Source organism: Pseudomonas borbori (assembly GCF_900115555.1).
GTDB classification, from domain to species: domain Bacteria; phylum Pseudomonadota; class Gammaproteobacteria; order Pseudomonadales; family Pseudomonadaceae; genus Aquipseudomonas; species Aquipseudomonas borbori.
In genome coordinates this window covers 1-16,102 of record NZ_FOWX01000053.1, presented here as the reverse complement: position 1 = coordinate 16,102, position 16,102 = coordinate 1, and the positions used below count along the sequence as shown (strand labels likewise).

At 63.4% G+C, this 16,102-nt stretch carries 17 protein-coding genes and 3 pseudogenes; 13 read left to right on the top strand and 7 right to left on the bottom strand.

The genetic code is table 11. From position 1 onward, the window contains the following. The 7 genes and pseudogenes from BM315_RS24515 to trpC form a co-directional block, all read left to right on the top strand. Positions 1-156, top strand: a pseudogene (locus BM315_RS24515) (aminotransferase class III-fold pyridoxal phosphate-dependent enzyme); the annotation flags it as partial. A gap of 123 nt (positions 157-279) precedes the next feature. Further along, positions 280-954, top strand: a complete 675-nt coding sequence (rpe, locus tag BM315_RS22935) for a ribulose-phosphate 3-epimerase (RefSeq protein ID WP_090505870.1) — start codon at positions 280-282, stop codon at positions 952-954. Then, the gene (locus BM315_RS22930; protein WP_090505868.1) at positions 951-1,640 is read left to right on the top strand and encodes a phosphoglycolate phosphatase; all 690 of its coding nucleotides are present in this window, start codon (positions 951-953) and stop codon (positions 1,638-1,640) included. The genes rpe and BM315_RS22930 overlap by 4 nt, the downstream gene beginning before the upstream one ends. A gap of 406 nt (positions 1,641-2,046) precedes the next feature. Then, positions 2,047-3,540, top strand: a complete 1,494-nt coding sequence (gene trpE, locus BM315_RS22925; RefSeq protein ID WP_090505866.1) for an anthranilate synthase component I — start codon at positions 2,047-2,049, stop codon at positions 3,538-3,540. 11 nt (positions 3,541-3,551) lie between these two features. Continuing rightward, complete coding sequence (locus BM315_RS22920; protein ID WP_090505864.1) at positions 3,552-4,148, top strand: aminodeoxychorismate/anthranilate synthase component II; 597 nt, start codon at positions 3,552-3,554, stop codon at positions 4,146-4,148. Then, positions 4,145-5,191: an anthranilate phosphoribosyltransferase gene (trpD, locus tag BM315_RS22915; RefSeq protein ID WP_090505862.1), complete on the top strand. Its 1,047-nt coding sequence runs from the start codon at positions 4,145-4,147 to the stop codon at positions 5,189-5,191. The genes BM315_RS22920 and trpD overlap by 4 nt, the downstream gene beginning before the upstream one ends. After that, positions 5,188-6,024, top strand: a complete 837-nt coding sequence (gene trpC / locus BM315_RS22910) for an indole-3-glycerol phosphate synthase TrpC (RefSeq protein WP_090505860.1) — start codon at positions 5,188-5,190, stop codon at positions 6,022-6,024. Before trpD ends, trpC begins: the two co-directional genes overlap by 4 nt. A gap of 56 nt (positions 6,025-6,080) precedes the next feature. Here the strand turns inward: trpC and crp are convergent, their stop codons facing one another. After that, positions 6,081-6,725, bottom strand: a complete 645-nt coding sequence (gene crp, locus BM315_RS22905) for a cAMP-activated global transcriptional regulator CRP (protein ID WP_090505858.1) — start codon at positions 6,723-6,725, stop codon at positions 6,081-6,083. 232 nt (positions 6,726-6,957) lie between these two features. Between crp and BM315_RS22900 the strand changes: the two genes are divergently transcribed. Further along, the gene (locus BM315_RS22900) at positions 6,958-7,380 is read left to right on the top strand and encodes an OsmC family protein (RefSeq protein ID WP_090505856.1); all 423 of its coding nucleotides are present in this window, start codon (positions 6,958-6,960) and stop codon (positions 7,378-7,380) included. A gap of 107 nt (positions 7,381-7,487) precedes the next feature. On the opposite strand, the gene coq7 is transcribed toward BM315_RS22900, so the two are convergent. Together coq7 and BM315_RS22890 are read right to left on the bottom strand one after the other, a co-directional pair. Next, complete coding sequence (coq7, locus tag BM315_RS22895; protein ID WP_090505854.1) at positions 7,488-8,135, bottom strand: 2-polyprenyl-3-methyl-6-methoxy-1,4-benzoquinone monooxygenase; 648 nt, start codon at positions 8,133-8,135, stop codon at positions 7,488-7,490. Between the two features lie 98 nt (positions 8,136-8,233). Beyond that, positions 8,234-8,572: a histidine triad nucleotide-binding protein gene (locus BM315_RS22890; RefSeq protein ID WP_090505852.1), complete on the bottom strand. Its 339-nt coding sequence runs from the start codon at positions 8,570-8,572 to the stop codon at positions 8,234-8,236. An 85-nt stretch (positions 8,573-8,657) separates the two neighbouring features. Between BM315_RS22890 and BM315_RS22885 the strand changes: the two are divergent. Next, positions 8,658-10,136: pseudogene (locus tag BM315_RS22885) on the top strand (AAA family ATPase). On the opposite strand, the pseudogene BM315_RS25140 reads toward BM315_RS22885, so the two are convergent. From BM315_RS25140 to hemJ, 4 genes and pseudogenes are all read right to left on the bottom strand, one after another. Next, a pseudogene (locus BM315_RS25140) lies at positions 10,126-10,476 on the bottom strand (SDR family NAD(P)-dependent oxidoreductase); the annotation flags it as partial. The pseudogenes BM315_RS22885 and BM315_RS25140 sit on opposite strands and share 11 nt — an antisense overlap. A gap of 127 nt (positions 10,477-10,603) precedes the next feature. Beyond that, a complete protein-coding gene (locus BM315_RS22875) occupies positions 10,604-11,578 on the bottom strand; it encodes a DUF805 domain-containing protein (protein ID WP_090505848.1) in 975 nt (324 codons plus the stop codon). A 254-nt stretch (positions 11,579-11,832) separates the two neighbouring features. Then, entirely contained in the window at positions 11,833-12,795 is a 963-nt protein-coding gene (locus tag BM315_RS22870; RefSeq protein ID WP_090505846.1) for an NAD(P)H-dependent flavin oxidoreductase, read from the bottom strand. Between the two features lie 20 nt (positions 12,796-12,815). Beyond that, entirely contained in the window at positions 12,816-13,244 is a 429-nt protein-coding gene (gene hemJ / locus BM315_RS22865; protein WP_090505844.1) for a protoporphyrinogen oxidase HemJ, read from the bottom strand. A 134-nt stretch (positions 13,245-13,378) separates the two neighbouring features. On the opposite strand from hemJ, the gene argC reads away from it, so the two are divergent. The 4 genes from argC to erpA all read left to right on the top strand — a co-directional run bounded on the left by argC (position 13,379) and on the right by erpA (position 15,992). Beyond that, entirely contained in the window at positions 13,379-14,413 is a 1,035-nt protein-coding gene (argC, locus tag BM315_RS22860) for an N-acetyl-gamma-glutamyl-phosphate reductase (RefSeq protein WP_090505842.1), read from the top strand. Further along, positions 14,413-15,144 (top strand): DUF6776 family protein, encoded by a 732-nt coding sequence (locus BM315_RS22855; protein ID WP_244527363.1) that lies wholly within the window; start codon positions 14,413-14,415, stop codon positions 15,142-15,144. The genes argC and BM315_RS22855 overlap by 1 nt, the downstream gene beginning before the upstream one ends. A gap of 9 nt (positions 15,145-15,153) precedes the next feature. Further along, a complete protein-coding gene (locus BM315_RS22850) occupies positions 15,154-15,564 on the top strand; it encodes a bactofilin family protein (RefSeq protein ID WP_090505840.1) in 411 nt (136 codons plus the stop codon). 77 nt (positions 15,565-15,641) lie between these two features. Continuing rightward, positions 15,642-15,992: an iron-sulfur cluster insertion protein ErpA gene (gene erpA / locus BM315_RS22845; RefSeq protein ID WP_069520772.1), complete on the top strand. Its 351-nt coding sequence runs from the start codon at positions 15,642-15,644 to the stop codon at positions 15,990-15,992. The last annotated feature ends 110 nt before the right edge of the window (positions 15,993-16,102 follow it).

Genomic DNA, 16,102 nt, shown 5'->3' with positions numbered 1-16,102 from the left:
CAGATCGTCGCCAAGGCCCGCGACAAGGGCCTGATCCTGCTGTCCTGCGGCACCTACGGCAACGTGCTGCGGGTGCTGGTGCCGCTGACCGCCGAGGATGCCTTGCTCGACAAGGGCCTGGCGATCATTGCCGAGTGCTTCGACGAGCTGGTCTGACGATTGTGCCGCGCGCCTCGGTGCGCGCGGCGCACCCTACAATCGCCGACCATCGTCCCGGCGACGGCTGAGAATGCGCTCGGGTACAATGCGCCCCTTTCGTGAATGCCACTGAGGTGCGCCATGCAATCCTTCGCCATCGCCCCGTCGATCCTCTCCGCCGATTTCGCCCGTCTGGGCGAGGAAGTGGACAAGGTGCTCGCCGCGGGTGCCGACATCGTGCACTTCGATGTGATGGACAACCACTATGTACCCAACCTGACCATCGGCCCGATGGTCTGCGCGGCGCTGCGCAAATACGGCATCACTGCGCCGATCGACGCACACCTGATGGTCAAGCCGGTGGATCGAATCATCGGCGACTTCATCGAGGCCGGTGCCAGTTACATCACCTTCCACCCGGAGGCCAGCGAGCATGTCGACCGCTCCCTGCAGCTGATCAAGGCTGGCGGTTGCAAGGCCGGCCTGGTGTTCAATCCGGCCACCCCGCTGGAGGTGCTCAAGCACGTCATGGACAAGGTCGACATGATCCTGTTGATGAGCGTCAACCCGGGCTTCGGCGGGCAGAAATTCATCCCCGGTACCCTCGACAAGCTGCGCGAGGCACGTGCCCTGATCGACGCCAGCGGCCGCGATATCCGCCTGGAAATCGACGGCGGGGTCAATGTGCAGAATATCCGCGAGATCGCCGCTGCCGGGGCCGACACCTTCGTCGCCGGTTCGGCGATCTTCGGCCAGCCGGACTACAAGGGCGTGATCGACGCCATGCGTGCCGAGCTGGCCCAGGTGCGCGGGTGACCGCACTGCATGCGCTGTTCCAAGGCGAGTTGCCACGTCTGGTGATGTTCGACCTGGACGGCACTCTGGTTGATTCGGTGCCGGATCTGGCGGCGGCGGTGGACAAGAGCCTGCTCCAGCTCGGCCAGCCGGCGGCCGGAGTCGAGCAGGTGCGCGACTGGGTCGGCAATGGTGCGCGGGTGCTGGTGCGCCGTGCCCTGGCCGGTGGTCTGCAGCACGAGCATATCGATGAGGTCGACGCCGAGCAGGCGCTCGAACTGTTCATGCAGGCCTATGCCGATGACCACAGCCTGACCCGGGTTTATCCGGGGGTACGGGAAACCCTCGACTGGCTGCGCGCGCAACGGGTCGAGCTGGCGATCATCACCAACAAGCCGGAGCGCTTCGTTGCGCCGTTGCTGGATGCCAAGGGCCTGGGCAGCTATTTCCGCTGGATCATCGGCGGCGACACCCTGCCCCAGCAGAAGCCCGACCCGGCCGCGCTACTGCATGTGTTGCAACTGGCCCGGGTCGAGGCACGGCAGGCGCTGTTTATCGGCGATTCGCGCAATGACGTGCTGGCGGCCAAGGCGGCCGGTGTGCCTTGCGTGGCGCTGAGTTACGGTTACAACCACGGTCGGCCGATCGCCGAAGAGGGCCCGCTGCGGGTGCTGGATGATTTGCGCCAGCTGCTGGTTGCCGGCTAAGAGGCTGGGAAAATAGCGAAGGCCGTCGCGAGAGCGCCGTCGAGCGAGCGAAACAAGGCGCGCTATGTGAAAACGAGGGAGTTTGGCGAGCCAAATGACCGAAGTTTTTGCGTAGCGCAACGCAGTCGCAGCCGCCCGGCGGCGGTCGCAGCAGGCAAGCGGTTTTTTCTCAGCCTCTATGCCGCGCGGGCCGGGTTGCTTAGGTCTGGCGGCTGCGCTAGTGTTGCCAGACTTTACTCCTGCCTAAGAGAGCTCCGTGGTGGTTACCTGCACGCGCTGGTCCGCAAGAACCGGTATGAAAATCATCAAGGCCCTGGCCCGTTGGCGCTGGCGCCTCTGACCTGATCTTGGCCGCAATGGCGGCGCGTTTGCACACGACCGTTTACCCTCAAGCCACGAGGCTGATATGACCCGCGAAGAATTCCTGCGTTTAGCCGCTGCCGGCTATAACCGCATTCCGCTTGCCCATGAAACCCTGGTCGACTTCGACACACCGTTGTCGATCTACCTGAAACTGGCCGATGAGGCCAACAGCTACCTGCTGGAGTCGGTGCAGGGTGGCGAGAAATGGGGCCGTTACTCGATTATCGGCCTGCCGGCGCGCACCGTGCTGCGCGCCTACGGCCACCGCGTGAGCATCAGCGTCGATGGCGTCGAGGTGGAGCGCCACCAGTGCGCCGACCCGCTGGCCTTCGTCGAGGAGTTCCAGGCGCGCTACCGGGTGCCGACCCTGTCCGGGCTGCCGCGCTTCAATGGCGGCCTGGTCGGCTACTTCGGTTACGACAGCGTGCGTTACGTCGAGCCGAAGCTGGCGGCCGCGAGCCATCCCGACCCGCTGGGTACCCCGGACATCCTGCTGATGGTGTCCGATGCCGTGGTGGTGTTCGACAACCTGGCCGGCAAGATGCACGCCATTGTCCTCGCCGATCCGGCCGAGGAGGGGGCGCTGGAACGAGGTCAGGCGCGCCTGCAGGAGATCCTGCACAAGCTGCGCCAGCCGATCACCCCGCGCCTGGGCGTGGACCTGAATGCGCCGCCCGGCGCCGAGCCGGCGTTCCGCTCCAGCTTCAGCCGCGCCGACTACGAACGCTCGGTCAAGGCGATCAAGGAATATATCCTCGCCGGCGACTGCATGCAGGTGGTGATTTCCCAGCGCATGTCTATCCCGTTCAAGGCCGCCCCTATCGATCTGTACCGGGCGCTGCGCTGCATCAACCCGACGCCCTACATGTACTTCTTCAATTTCGGCGACTTCCATGTGGTCGGCAGCTCGCCGGAAGTGCTGGTGCGTCTCGAGGACGGCCTGGTCACGGTGCGCCCCATCGCTGGCACCCGTCCGCGCGGCGCCAACGAGGAGGCCGATCAGGCCCTCGAACAGGATCTGCTGGAGGATGCCAAGGAAGTCGCCGAACACCTGATGCTGATCGATCTGGGTCGCAACGACGTCGGCCGGGTCGCCAGCACCGGCTCGGTCAAGCTCACCGAGAAGATGGTGATCGAGCGCTATTCCAACGTCATGCACATCGTCTCCAACGTCACCGGTCAACTGAAGGAAGGGCTGACGGCGATGGACGCCCTGCGCGCCATCCTGCCGGCCGGCACCCTGTCCGGGGCGCCGAAGATTCGCGCGATGGAAATCATCGACGAACTGGAGCCGGTCAAGCGTGGCGTCTACGGCGGCGCCGTCGGCTACCTGGCGTGGAACGGCAACATGGACACCGCCATCGCCATCCGCACCGCGGTGATCAAGGACGGCGAGCTGCATGTGCAGGCCGGCGCCGGCATCGTTGCCGACTCGGTACCTGCTCTGGAGTGGGAAGAAACCCTGAACAAGCGTCGCGCCATGTTCCGCGCCGTCGCGCTGGCCGAACAAACCGTCCCTGACCAGAACCCGCGCTGAGGAGTCCTGCCATGCTGCTGATGATCGACAATTACGACTCCTTTACCTACAACGTGGTGCAGTACCTCGGCGAGCTGGGTGCCGATGTGCATGTGATCCGTAACGACGAACTGAGTGTCGCCGAGATCGCCGCCCTGAACCCCGAACGCATCGTGGTTTCGCCCGGGCCCTGTACGCCCAACGAGGCCGGCGTGTCGTTGGCGGTAATCCAGCACTTTGCCGGCAAGTTGCCGATCCTCGGCGTCTGCCTGGGCCACCAGAGCATTGGCCAGGCCTTCGGTGGCGACGTGGTGCGCGCGCGCCAGGTGATGCACGGCAAGACCAGCCCGGTGTTCCACGAAAACAGCGGGGTGTTCGCCGGCCTCAACAACCCGCTGACGGTGACCCGCTATCATTCCCTGGTGGTCAAGCACGAAACCTTGCCGGACGTTTTGCAGGTCACCGCCTGGACCCAGTTCGACGATGGCGCGGTCGATGAAATCATGGGCCTGCGGCACAAGACGCTGAATATCGAGGGTGTGCAGTTCCATCCGGAATCCATTCTCACCGAGCAGGGCCATGAGCTCTTTGCCAACTTCCTCAAACAACAAGGAGGCGTGCGCCCATGAACATCAAGGAAGCCCTCAACCGGGTCGTCAGTCAGCTCGATCTGAGCACTGCCGAAATGCAGGAGGTGATGCGCGAGATCATGACCGGTCAGTGCACCGATGCGCAGGTCGGCGCCTTCCTCATGGGCCTGCGCATGAAGAGCGAGACCATCGACGAGATCGTCGGTGCGGCGCAACTCATGCGCGAGCTGGCCGCGCCGGTGCAGATCGACGCCGAACGCCTGGTCGACACCTGCGGCACCGGTGGCGACGGCATGAATATCTTCAACGTCTCCACCGCAGCGGCCTTCGTCGTCGCGGCGGCCGGTGGCCGGGTGGCCAAGCACGGCAACCGCGCGGTCTCGGGCAAGAGTGGCAGCGCCGATCTGCTCGAGGCCGCCGGGGTCAACCTCGATCTCACCCCCGAGCAGGTGGCACGCTGCGTCGAGAACGTGGGGGTCGGCTTCATGTTCGCCCCGGCCCATCATGGCGCGATGAAGTACGCCATCGGCCCGCGTCGCGAACTGGGCCTGCGCACCATCTTCAACATGCTCGGGCCGATGACCAATCCGGCCGGGGTCAGGCACCAGGTGCTGGGGGTGTTCAGCAAGGCGCTGTGCCGGCCGTTGGCCGAAGTGCTGCAGCGCTTGGGCAGCGAGCATGTGCTGGTGGTGCATGCCCAGGATGGTCTGGACGAGATCAGCCTGGCGGCGCCGACCTTCGTCGCCGAATTGAAAGACGGCGTGGTCAGCGAGTACGTCATCCAGCCGGAAGACTTCGGCATCAAGAGCCAGAGCCTGATCGGTCTGACCGTCGATGACGCCGAACAATCGCTGGCGCTGATCCGTGATGCGCTGACCAAGCGCAAGGGCGAGCAGGGCCAGAAGGCGGCCGACATGATCGTGCTGAATGCCGGGGCGGCGCTGTATGCCGCCGATCTGGCCAGCAGCCTGAAAGAAGGTGTACAACTGGCTCATGATGCGCTGCATACCGGGCTGGCCTGGGAGAAACTGCAGGAACTGGTGTCCTTTACCGCGGTATTCAAGCAGGAGAATCAAGGGTGAGCATTCCAACCATTCTGGAGAAGATCCTTGCCCGCAAGGCCGAAGAAGTGACCGAGCGTCGTGCCATAGTCGGCCTCGCGGAGGTGGAGCAGCAAGCCCGTGCCGCCGATACCCCGCGTGGCTTCGCCCGGGCCTTGCAGGAACAGGCCAAACGCAAGCAGCCGGCGGTGATCGCCGAGATCAAGAAGGCTTCGCCGAGCAAGGGCGTGCTGCGTGAGCTGTTCGTCCCGGCGGACATCGCCCGCAGTTACCAGGCCGGTGGGGCGACCTGTCTGTCGGTGCTGACCGATCAGGATTTCTTCCAGGGCGCCGATCTCTACCTGCAGGAAGCGCGCAACGCTTGTTCGCTGCCGGTGATCCGCAAGGATTTCATGATCGACCCCTACCAGATCGTCGAGTCCCGCGCCCTGGGCGCCGATTGCGTGCTGTTGATAGTCGCGGCGCTGTCCGATGCGCAGCTGGCCGAGCTGGCGGCGACCGCCAAGGCCTTCGACCTCGATGTGCTGGTCGAGGTGCACGACGGCGATGAACTGGAGCGTGCATTGAATACCCTGGATACCCCGCTGGTGGGGATCAACAACCGTAACCTGCATACCTTCGAACTCAACCTGGAGACCACCCTGGATCTGCTGCCGCGGATTCCGCGCGATCGCCTGGTGGTGACCGAGAGCGGTATCCTCAACCGCGCCGATGTCGAACTGATGGAGATCAGCGAGGTGTACGCTTTTCTGGTCGGCGAAGCCTTCATGCGCGCCGACAACCCGGGCGCCGAACTGGAGCGCTTGTTTTTTCCCGAGCGCAAGCGGGTGATCAGTTCGCCTGACGTGGACTGATCTCGACGAATAGTAAAAAGCCGGCGCATGCGCCGGCTTTTTCATACCTGACAACTTCAGCGGGTGCCGAACACCACCATGGTCTTGCCTTTGACGTTGACCAGGCCCTGTTCTTCCAGGGCCTTGAGCACGCGGCCGACCATCTCGCGTGAGCAGCCGACGATGCGACCGATTTCCTGGCGAGTGATCTTGATCTGCATGCCGTCCGGGTGGGTCATGGCGTCCGGCTGCTTGCACAGGTCGAGTAGGGTGCGCGCGACGCGGCCGGTGACATCGAGAAACGCCAGGTCGCCGACCTTGCGCGTGGTGTTGCGCAGGCGTTCGGCCATCTGGCTGCCGAGTGCGTAGAGGATGTCCGGGTCTTGCTGGGTCAGTTCGCGGAACTTGGTGTAGCTGAGTTCCGCCACTTCGCACTCGGTCTTGGCGCGCACCCAGGCGCTGCGTTCCTTTTCCGCGCCGTCCTTGTCGAACAGGCCCATTTCGCCGAAGAAGTCCCCTGGGTTGAGGTAGGCGATGATCATTTCGCGGCCATCGTCGTCCTCGATGAGGATGGTGACCGAGCCTTTGACGATGAAGAACAGGGTTTCGCAGCGATCACCCGCATAGATGATGGTGCTTTTTGCCGTATAGCGACGACGGTGACAATGTGCGAGGAGTTTGTCGAGATTCTTGATTTTAGGTGTAAGGGTAATTGCGACCATGCCCGAGTCCCGAAAATATAAAGGTAAGCCTTTGTCTGACAGGCAATTTCTTATAGTTATCCGGCCCAGTGTGCCAGCAATCCGGCGTCAGCTTAACAAGCGCGCCAAGACCTGGGCCGATTTTGCGACACGGCTAACATCTAGCCGCTGAACTTTCACGCACAAGGGTGTAGCCAGGCAGTGAAAAGGGCTGTGATAAGCTGCGCCCCTTTTTAACAGTGGAGGCTTGCTAATGAAAGCGCGCATTCAATGGGCCGGTGAAGCCCTGTTTATCGGTGAGTCGGGCAGTGGTCACGCGATCGTGATGGACGGTCCGCCGGAGAGTGGTGGGCGTAACCTGGGTGTGCGCCCGATGGAGATGCTGCTGATCGGTCTGGGCGGTTGCAGCAACTTCGATGTGGTCAGCATTCTGAAAAAATCCAGGCAGGCGGTCGAGAGCTGTGAAGCCTTTCTCGAGGCCGAGCGGGCCACCGAAGAGCCCAAGGTATTCACCAGGATCCATCTGCATTTCGTGGTCAAGGGCCGGGGCCTGAAGGAGGCTCAGGTCAAGCGTGCAGTGGAACTGTCGGCGGAGAAGTATTGCTCGGCCTCGATCATGCTCGGTCGTGCCGGTGTAGAGATTACCCATGATTACGAGATCGTCGAACTGGGGTAGGGTGCCGGTAACAAGCTGCAAGCTACAAACCTCAAGTAAACGCGTGAAACACAGCGGCAAAGCTTGACGGGCGGCAGTTGCCGGCCCGGACATTGATTTGCTTGCAGCTACAGCCGATAGGCGCTCTTGGTCATGACCTTGGACAGCAGCGTCATGCCGAATTTTACCGGTGCCGGGAAGCGCAGGCCGCCGGCCTCCAGGGCGCTGGTGGCATGGCGCTCTTCGTCGAGGCGCATCTGCTTGAGTATCGCCCGGGACTTGTCGTCGTTGGCGGGCAGCTGCTGCAGGTGGTCGTCGAGGTGCTTGACCACCTGATCTTCGGTGGCGGCGACAAACCCCAGGCTGATCTTGTCGCTGATCAGGCCGGCTACGGCGCCGACGCCAAATGACAGGCCATAAAACAGCGGGTTGAGCGCGCTCGGGTGGCTGCCCAGCTGGCGGATACGTTGCTCGCACCAGGCCAGGTGATCGATTTCCTCATCGGCGGCATGCTCCATGGCGGCCCGCACGTTCGGCAGCTTGGCGGTCAGTGCCTGGCCTTGGTACAGCGCCTGGGCGCATACCTCGCCCGTGTGGTTGATGCGCATCAGGCCGGCGACATGCCGTGCTGTCGGCTCATCCAGTTCGCTCTCCGCCTGCACGATGGCTGGTGAGGGGCGACTGGGTTGGCCGCTGAAGGGCAGCAGGGTGCGCAGGGCCGCGTCTGCTTGCAGGAACAGGCGGTCTACGGGGGAGTAGTGACGTTCGCTGGCCATCGGGCGCCTCCGGCGAAAAGAGAGTGGCAAGTTTACTCCAATCGGTGCGCCACGACTTGACCGGCGTCAGGGCCGTTCGACTGGACTGGAAGCGGTGTTCAGCCCGGCGGCCAGGTCATCTGCCGTTGCCCGAGGACATGCATGTGGATGTGGTAAACGGTTTGTCCACCCAATTCATTGCAGTTCATCACCACGCGAAAACCGTCGTCACAGCCTTGTTCCTTGGCCAGGCGTTGGGCGGTATAGAGAATGTGTCCGGCCAGGGCCTTGTCGTCTTCGCCGAGGTCGTTGAGGGTGTGGATGTGCTTTTTCGGGATCACCAGGAAATGCACCGGGGCCTTGGGGCCGATATCGTGAAAGGCGAACACCTGATCGTCTTCGTAAAGCTTGCGCGCGGGGATCTCCCCGGCGACGATCTTGCAAAACAGACAGTCCATGGCGCAGTCTCCCGGCCTGTTGAGTGAGGCCCGAGTCTAGCGGGGTGGGTCGATTCCAGCCAGATGACCGCCACAAGGAGTTGGTGTGAAGAACGATATCCACGATCTGGGCCTGGTGCTCGACTCCAGGGTCAAGCTGATCCTCATCGAGTCTTGGGACGAGCCGCGTGTGCTGGAAACCCTGACCGGTCTGGCGGTCAAGCGCGGCCTCGGCTTGCACACCTGGTCGGTGACCGAAGGCCTGCAGCGCCTGGGCTTCGGTGTTGAGCAGTCGGACGAAGCCGCGAGCCAGGAGCCGGAGGCCGCGTTGCGGCTGATCAAGGCCGATCCGCAGGCGAACCTGTATGTGCTGTGCGACCTGCACCCGTTTCTCGCCGATGACCCCAGGCTGGTGCGCCTGCTCAAGGAAATCGCTATGCGCGATACGCCGCAGGCGCCAACCCTGGTGCTGGTTTCCCATGCCTGCAAGCTGCCGGCGGAGGTGCAACGCTTTGCCGCGCGCTTCAGCCTGGCGCTGCCGTCGTAAGACGAGTTGTTGGCGATCGTGCGCGAGGAAGCCAGCCGCTGGAGCGAGCGTAATCGCAATGCCCGGGTGCGCACCGATAACCGTACCTTGCAGCAGGTGGTGAAGAACCTGCGCGGCTTGAGTCATGGCGAAGCGCGGGTGCTGGCGCGCAAGGTGATCTGCGACGACGGCGCGATCACCCAGGAAGACTTGCCGGAGCTGAACAAGACCAAGTTCCAGCTGTTGGATCTGGAGGGGGTGCTGAGCTTCGAGTACGACACCGCACGCTTCGTCGAGGTCGGCGGCTTGAGCAACCTGAAGCGCTGGCTGGCCGAGCGCCAGGGCATCTTTCTCGGCGCCGAGGGAGTCGACCTGCCCAAGGGCGTGCTGCTGGTCGGGGTGCAGGGCGGCGGCAAGAGCCTGGCTGCGAAGGCCGTGGCCGGCTTGTGGGGCTTGCCCCTGCTGCGGCTGGACTTCGCCTGCCTGTACAACAAGTTCTTCGGCGAGACCGAGCGCAACCTGCGCGAGGCCTTGAGCCTGGCCGAGCAGATGGCGCCCTGTGTGCTGTGGATCGACGAGATCGAGAAAGGCCTGGCCAGCGGCGAGCATGACGGCGGCGTCAGCCAGCGGGTGCTCGGCACGCTGTTGACCTGGATGGCCGAGCGCAAGGCGCCGGTATTCATGGTGGCGACGGCCAACGCCATCGACCGCCTGCCGCCGGAACTGGTGCGCAAGCGCCGGTTCGATGAGCTGTTCTTCGTCGACTTGCCCGATCAGGCGGTGCGCGCGGAGATCTTCCGCATTCATCTGGCGCGGCGCGAGCTGGAACCCACCGGGTTCGACCTGCACCTGCTGGCGCTTGCCAGCGCCGGGTTTTCCGGCGCCGAGATCGAACAGGTGGTGGTCAGCGCCCTGTATGCCGCCCAGGCGCAACAACAGGCGGTCGATCAGACCCTGCTGCTGCACGCTATCCACAACACGGCGCCCTTGTCGGTGGTGATGGCCGAAAACCTCAACGCCTTGCGTGCCTGGGCTCAGGGGCGCACGGTCATGGCCTGATCAGCCGCGCCGCGATTTTGCTCACCAGCCAGTGCGACGCCAGACGTGGCACCATGGCCAGCAGCCGATTGCACCAGCCGGGGATGATGATCGCGCGGTTTTTATCCAGCGCCTTGAGCGTGATCAGCACTACCACCTCGGCGCTCATCACGCGCTTGTCGTGTTCGGGCTGCGTGCTGTCCATCCGAGTCGAGCGGAACAGTGCACTGTGCGTCGGCCCCGGGCAGAGCACCGAAACGCTGACGCGGTATTCCTTGGGTTCTTCGCGCAGGCCTTCGGAGAAATGCAGGACATAAGCCTTGCTCGCGTGGTAGTTGCTCAGCCATGGGCCAGGCCGATACCGCTGGAGGCGCCGGTAATCAGGGCATAACGGGGCGTGGGGTTCTCCGTGACGGGGCGGCCTGGAGCTCCCTGGTGTTTCCGGGTTGCCTGGGCCGTCGGCTAAATTACCGCGGCCCGGTGCGGGTTCAATTGCCGGGTGTGCCCAGGATGCTTGGATCCATGCCGCTGAGCGCCAGACCAAGCATGGCGAAGCCGCCAAGGAACAGGGTCAGCAGGCTACCGAGCAGCAATGCCAGGAACAGCCCGGCGAGTATCTTGACTGCAGTGCTGTTGGCCGGCGGCGGCGAGCCAAAGCGGTTGGCGCCCTGGCTGCCGGGGACCACCAGCATCAGCAGCCAGAACACGCTGTTGACGATTGGCACGATATTGAGCAGCAACAGCCAGCCACTCCAGCCGATGTCATGCAGGCGCTGCACGCCGATCTGCACGCTGACCACCAGCATGCCGATCAGTACGGCGATCCCCAGGATGCCGCCGAACACCTCGGAAATGCCGGCTGCAATCGCTACCACACCCATGACCCCTGCGCAGGCGAACATCAGTACCAGTGACCAGGCCAGATAGCGCAGCCGGCCGATCCTGCCGTCGATGGTGAAGACATTCAGTTCGCCGAACGCCGGTAGCTCTTCACCCACTGCCGCCTGGGGCGTGGCATAGGGGGTAGTGGCCGGACTGCTGGCTGGGGCCGCGTGACTCGTCGTCGCCTGACGCGCAACGAACTTCTCGATGATGATACCGCAGGCGGAACATGCTGCTGCCTTGGCTTGCCGGTGGCCGCACTTGGGGCAGTTCATCTCGCTAGCGGCGTCGCTTGCCGCTTCGCCGGAACGGTGATCCTCGGTGTCGACCAGGCTCAGGCTGGCGGCCAGGTCCGGCTCCTTGCGCGCCTTGGCGCCCGCGCGGTGCAGAGCCGCGAGGTATTGATCGGCCTCGCTTTCCTGCAGATCGCGCTTGATGGCGATAGGGCTGCCGCTGAATAGCGCCTTGATTCGCGTGCGGTCACTTTTGAACAGGCGTGCAAGGTTGTCTTGGGCGGTTTCCAGCGCTACTTCAGGCATCAACTCGCCATTGAAGACAATCTTGAAACGGGCTTGGGTCATGCAAGCTTCCTTGTCGGCGCTTATGGGTAAATGGCCACTACAGCCTAGCGGGCCTGCAGGCCTCTGAACAAGCAGCCTAGAGCACAAATATGCTGCCCGCTTCACAGGTTTGCAGGCGGCATCTCGCGGCCGACAAAAGGTTCGTCAGGGGGCGGCATCGCTTGCTGAGCCTTTTGCGCCGAATGCCGGGTAACGAGCCTGGCGATCGATGGCCGAGTCGCCCGTGTTACTCAGGCCCAGTCGGTACTGCCGCATCAGCGCGGCCAACGCTGCTGCAGAAGCTGGGCCCGATGCTGCGCCTCCCGGTACTCGCGATCCAGGCGCGCCACCAGTGCATCGACACTCGGCAGATCGCTGATGGTGCCGACACCCTGGCCGGCCGACCACACGGTTTTCCAGGCCTTGGCCTCGTCGCTGATCGGCTTGAGTTTTTCGCCGTAGTTGATCTCGCCCTTGTTTTGCAGTTGCTTGAGGTCGTAGCCGGCCGCCTCCAGGCTCTGGCGCATGAAGCTGGCCGGCACCCCGGATACCGCCGGGGTGTGGATGATGTCGGCGGCCCGGGCGTCGACGATCATCTGCTTGTAGGCCGGTGTGGCATCGCTCTCCTGGGTGGCGATGAAACGGGTGCCGAGGTAGGCCAGGTCGGCGCCGAGCAGCTGCGCGGCGAGGATTTCATGGCCGTGGTTGAGGCAGCCGGAGAGCAGCAGGGTCTTGTCGAAGAACTGGCGGATTTCCGCAATCAGGGCGAACGGACTCCAGGTGCCGGCATGCCCGCCGGCGCCGGCCGCCACTGCGATCAGGCCGTCGACCCCTGCTTCTGCCGCTTTCTCCGCATGACGGCGAGTGGTCACGTCGTGGAATACCAGGCCGCCATAGCCGTGTACCGCATCGACCAGTTCCTTGACCGCGCCGAGGCTGGTGATGACGATGGGCACGCGCTGTTCGATGCAGATCGCCAGGTCCGCCTGCAGACGTGGATTGCTGCCGTGCACGATCAGGTTGACCGCATAGGGCGCGGATTCGGCCGGCAGGCCGGCTTCGATCTCTTCCAGCCAGGCCTTGAAGGCACCGCTGTCGCGCTGGTTGAGCGCAGGAAAGCTGCCAACGATGCCGTTGCGGCAACAGGCCAGGACCAGCTGCGGGTTGGACACCAGGAACATGGGGGCGGCCACCACGGGCAGGCGCAGACGCTGTTCGAGCAGGGCGGGAAGGCTCATACGGATTCCTCGGCAGGGACTCAGAAGGGTTTGACCACGACCAGGATGACGACCGCGAGCAGGACCAGCACCGGCGCCTCATTGAACCAGCGGTAGAACACATGGCTGCGTTGGTTCTCGCCACGGGCGAAACGCTTGAGCTGGGCGCCGCAGAGGTGCTGATAACCGATCAGCAGGACGATCAGGCTGAGCTTGGCGTGCATCCAGCCCTGGCTGAAGTAGTAGCCGGGGTTGAGGCTGATCAGCCAGATCCCGAAAATCAGGGTGGCGATCATCGACGGCAGCATGATGCCGCGATACAGCTTGCGCTCCATCACGCAGAAGCGTTCGCGGCTGGTTTGGTCTTCGCTCATGGCGTGGTAGACAAACAGGCGTGGCAGGTAGAACAGCCCGGCGAACCAGCAGACCATGGCGATGATGTGCAGGGCTTTGAGCCACAGAAAGAGCATTGTCCGACTCCCGGAAGAATAAATTGGCTCGATAGTAGTGGCCCGTGCCCGATACGTCATCTGCGCGGTTGGCCGTTGGCCGTTACGGCCTTATCATCGACGGCTATCCAATGGCTTTTTGCAAGGGGCAAGTGATGGTCAAGGTCGGTATCGTCGGCGGTACGGGTTACACCGGTGTGGAGTTGTTGCGCCTGTTGGCGCAGCACCCACAGGCGCAGGTTGCAGTCATCACTTCGCGCTCCGAGGCGGGCTTGCGCATCGACGAGATGTACCCGAACCTGCGCGGCCACTACCCCGAGTTGGTCTTCAGCGTCCCGGATGTCGCGACCCTGGGGGCTTGCGACGTGGTGTTCTTCGCCACTCCGCATGGCGTCGCCCATGCCCTGGCCGGCGAGTTGCTGGCGGCCGGGACCAAGGTGATCGACCTGTCCGCCGACTTCCGCCTGCAAGACGCCGAAGAATGGAGCAAATGGTACGGCCAGCCCCACGGTGCGCCGGATCTGTTGCCGGAGGCGGTCTATGGCTTGCCGGAGGTCAACCGCGAAGCGATCAAGCAGGCGCGCCTGATCGCCGTGCCCGGTTGCTACCCGACCGCCGCACAGCTGGGCTTGATTCCGCTGCTGGAGGCCGGCCTGGCCGACAGCTCGCGGTTGATCGCCGACTGCAAGTCCGGGGTCAGCGGTGCCGGGCGCGGTGCCAGTGTCGGTTCGCTGTTCAGCGAGGCTGGTGAGAGCATGAAGGCCTACGGCGTCAAGGGCCACCGCCATCTTCCGGAAATCTGCCAGGGTTTGCGCCGGGCGGCGGGCTCCGCGGTGGGGCTGACCTTTGTGCCGCACCTGACCCCGATGATTCGCGGCATCCATGCGACCCTGTATGCGAGCGTGGCGGACAGGTCAGTCGACCTGCAGGCGTTGTTCGAACAGCGCTATGCCAACGAGCCGTTCGTCGACGTGATGCCTGCCGACAGTCACCCTGAAACCCGCAGCGTGCGGGGCGCCAATGTCTGTCGCATCGCCGTGCACCGCCCGCAGGATGGCGACCTGGTGGTGGTGCTGTCGGTGATCGATAACCTGGTCAAAGGCGCATCCGGCCAGGCCGTGCAGAACATGAATATCCTCTTCGGCCTCGACGAGCGACTAGGGCTGGCGCATGCGGCCATGCTGCCCTGATGGCCGGCTGGGAAGTCCGCCCCAGCGACCCGCGTCGCGCCGCTCGCGTGCGATGGGGGCTGCTGTTGTTGCTCCTGGCTGTTCCCGCCGCGTTCTATGCGGGAGTCTGGTGGCAGTTGCGCGCGACCCAGTCGGTCGAGGTGGAGCGCCAGCCGATGCAGGAGCGCGTGATCGCGCTGGAGCAGGAGTTGGAACAGTTACGCCAACGCCTGGTTGTGGTCGGCAGTGGCGAGAAAGTCGCACAGCAGGCCAACGAACAGAGCCGGTTGACCATCAAGCTGCTTGAAGAGCAAATCTTCAAGCAGCAACAGGATCTGGCGTTCTATAAAGGCGTGTTGGCGCCAGCCAGCCGTCGGGAAGGCCTGCGTATCCGCACCTTTGAGCTGCAGGCCACGGACAGGCCGATGCATTTTCGCTACAAAATACTGCTCAGCCGGGTGGGCAAGGACGACAAGCCGCTCGAGGGCCAGTTAATGGTAACGGTGGAGGGGCGTCAGGACAGTAAGGCGGTCAGCTTGCAACTGGCCGCATTGACGCAAGACTTGCCTGATCAGTTCAGTGGTCAGGCGATCCCCTTCGCCTTCAAGCATTTCCAGGCGATTCCTGAAGCTGGACGCTTCGCCGAGCTGAAGTTGCCTGAAGGCTTCGCACCGCATCAGGTCAGGGTGCGTGCCGAAGTCAAAGGTGAAAAGCCGTTGGAGCGTACATTCAAATGGATCGACCAGGAGTGACAGCCTCGCATGTGGAATAAAGATAAACGCAAGACCGACCTGCAGCGTTTCACGGGCAAGACCAGCCTGATTGCTGCAGGGGCGGAGCTCAATGGAGACTTACGCTTTCACGGGGCGGTCCAGGTCGATGGTCGGGTCTGCGGTAATCTGCAGGCCTGTGATGGAATGGTTCGGGTCAGTGCCGAGGGGCAGGTTGAAGGTGAGATCCGCGCCCCCCGCATAGTGATCGACGGAGAGGTGATCGGTGACGTTTACGCCAGCGAGCACCTGGAGTTGGGCAGTCGTGCCCGCGTGTGCGGTACCCTGTATTACGGATTGATGGAGATGGCCATGGGGGCGCAGATCGAGGGGGGCTTACGCCCACTCAAAGAGCAGCCGCGACCATTGGAGTTGCCGGAGAATCTGGTTTCTGCAGAATAGTTGACCGCTTTTGTAGGGTAAGTGGATAATGCAGAGCCTCAACGCAGTATGGCGTCTAGCGCCGGGAGATAGTCAGCATGAGCGTCGAAACCTTCACCCCCACAGCTTTGCTATTCACGCAGGGCGCGGCGAGCAAGGTGAAGAGCCTGGTCGATGAAGAGGGTAATCCTCGCCTGAAGTTGCGCGTGTTCGTGACGGGCGGCGGCTGTTCGGGTTTCCAGTACGGCTTCACCTTTGATGAAGAAGTCGCCGATGACGACACCATTGTCGAGCGCGAAGGAGTGAGCCTGGTCGTCGATCCGATGAGCTTCCAGTACCTGGCGGGTGCCGAAGTGGATTACCAGGAAGGCTTGGAGGGGTCGCGTTTCGTGATCAAGAACCCAAACGCCACCACTACCTGTGGCTGTGGTTCGTCCTTCTCGATCTGACCATCAGGGCGCCGATGATTGACGCCGTGCCCCGTTTCGACGGGGCTTTTTCGTTGTGCGCCAGGCATGGCGCGTTGCGCGCAAGCGCAACCAGCTTGGCTGTGGTGGCC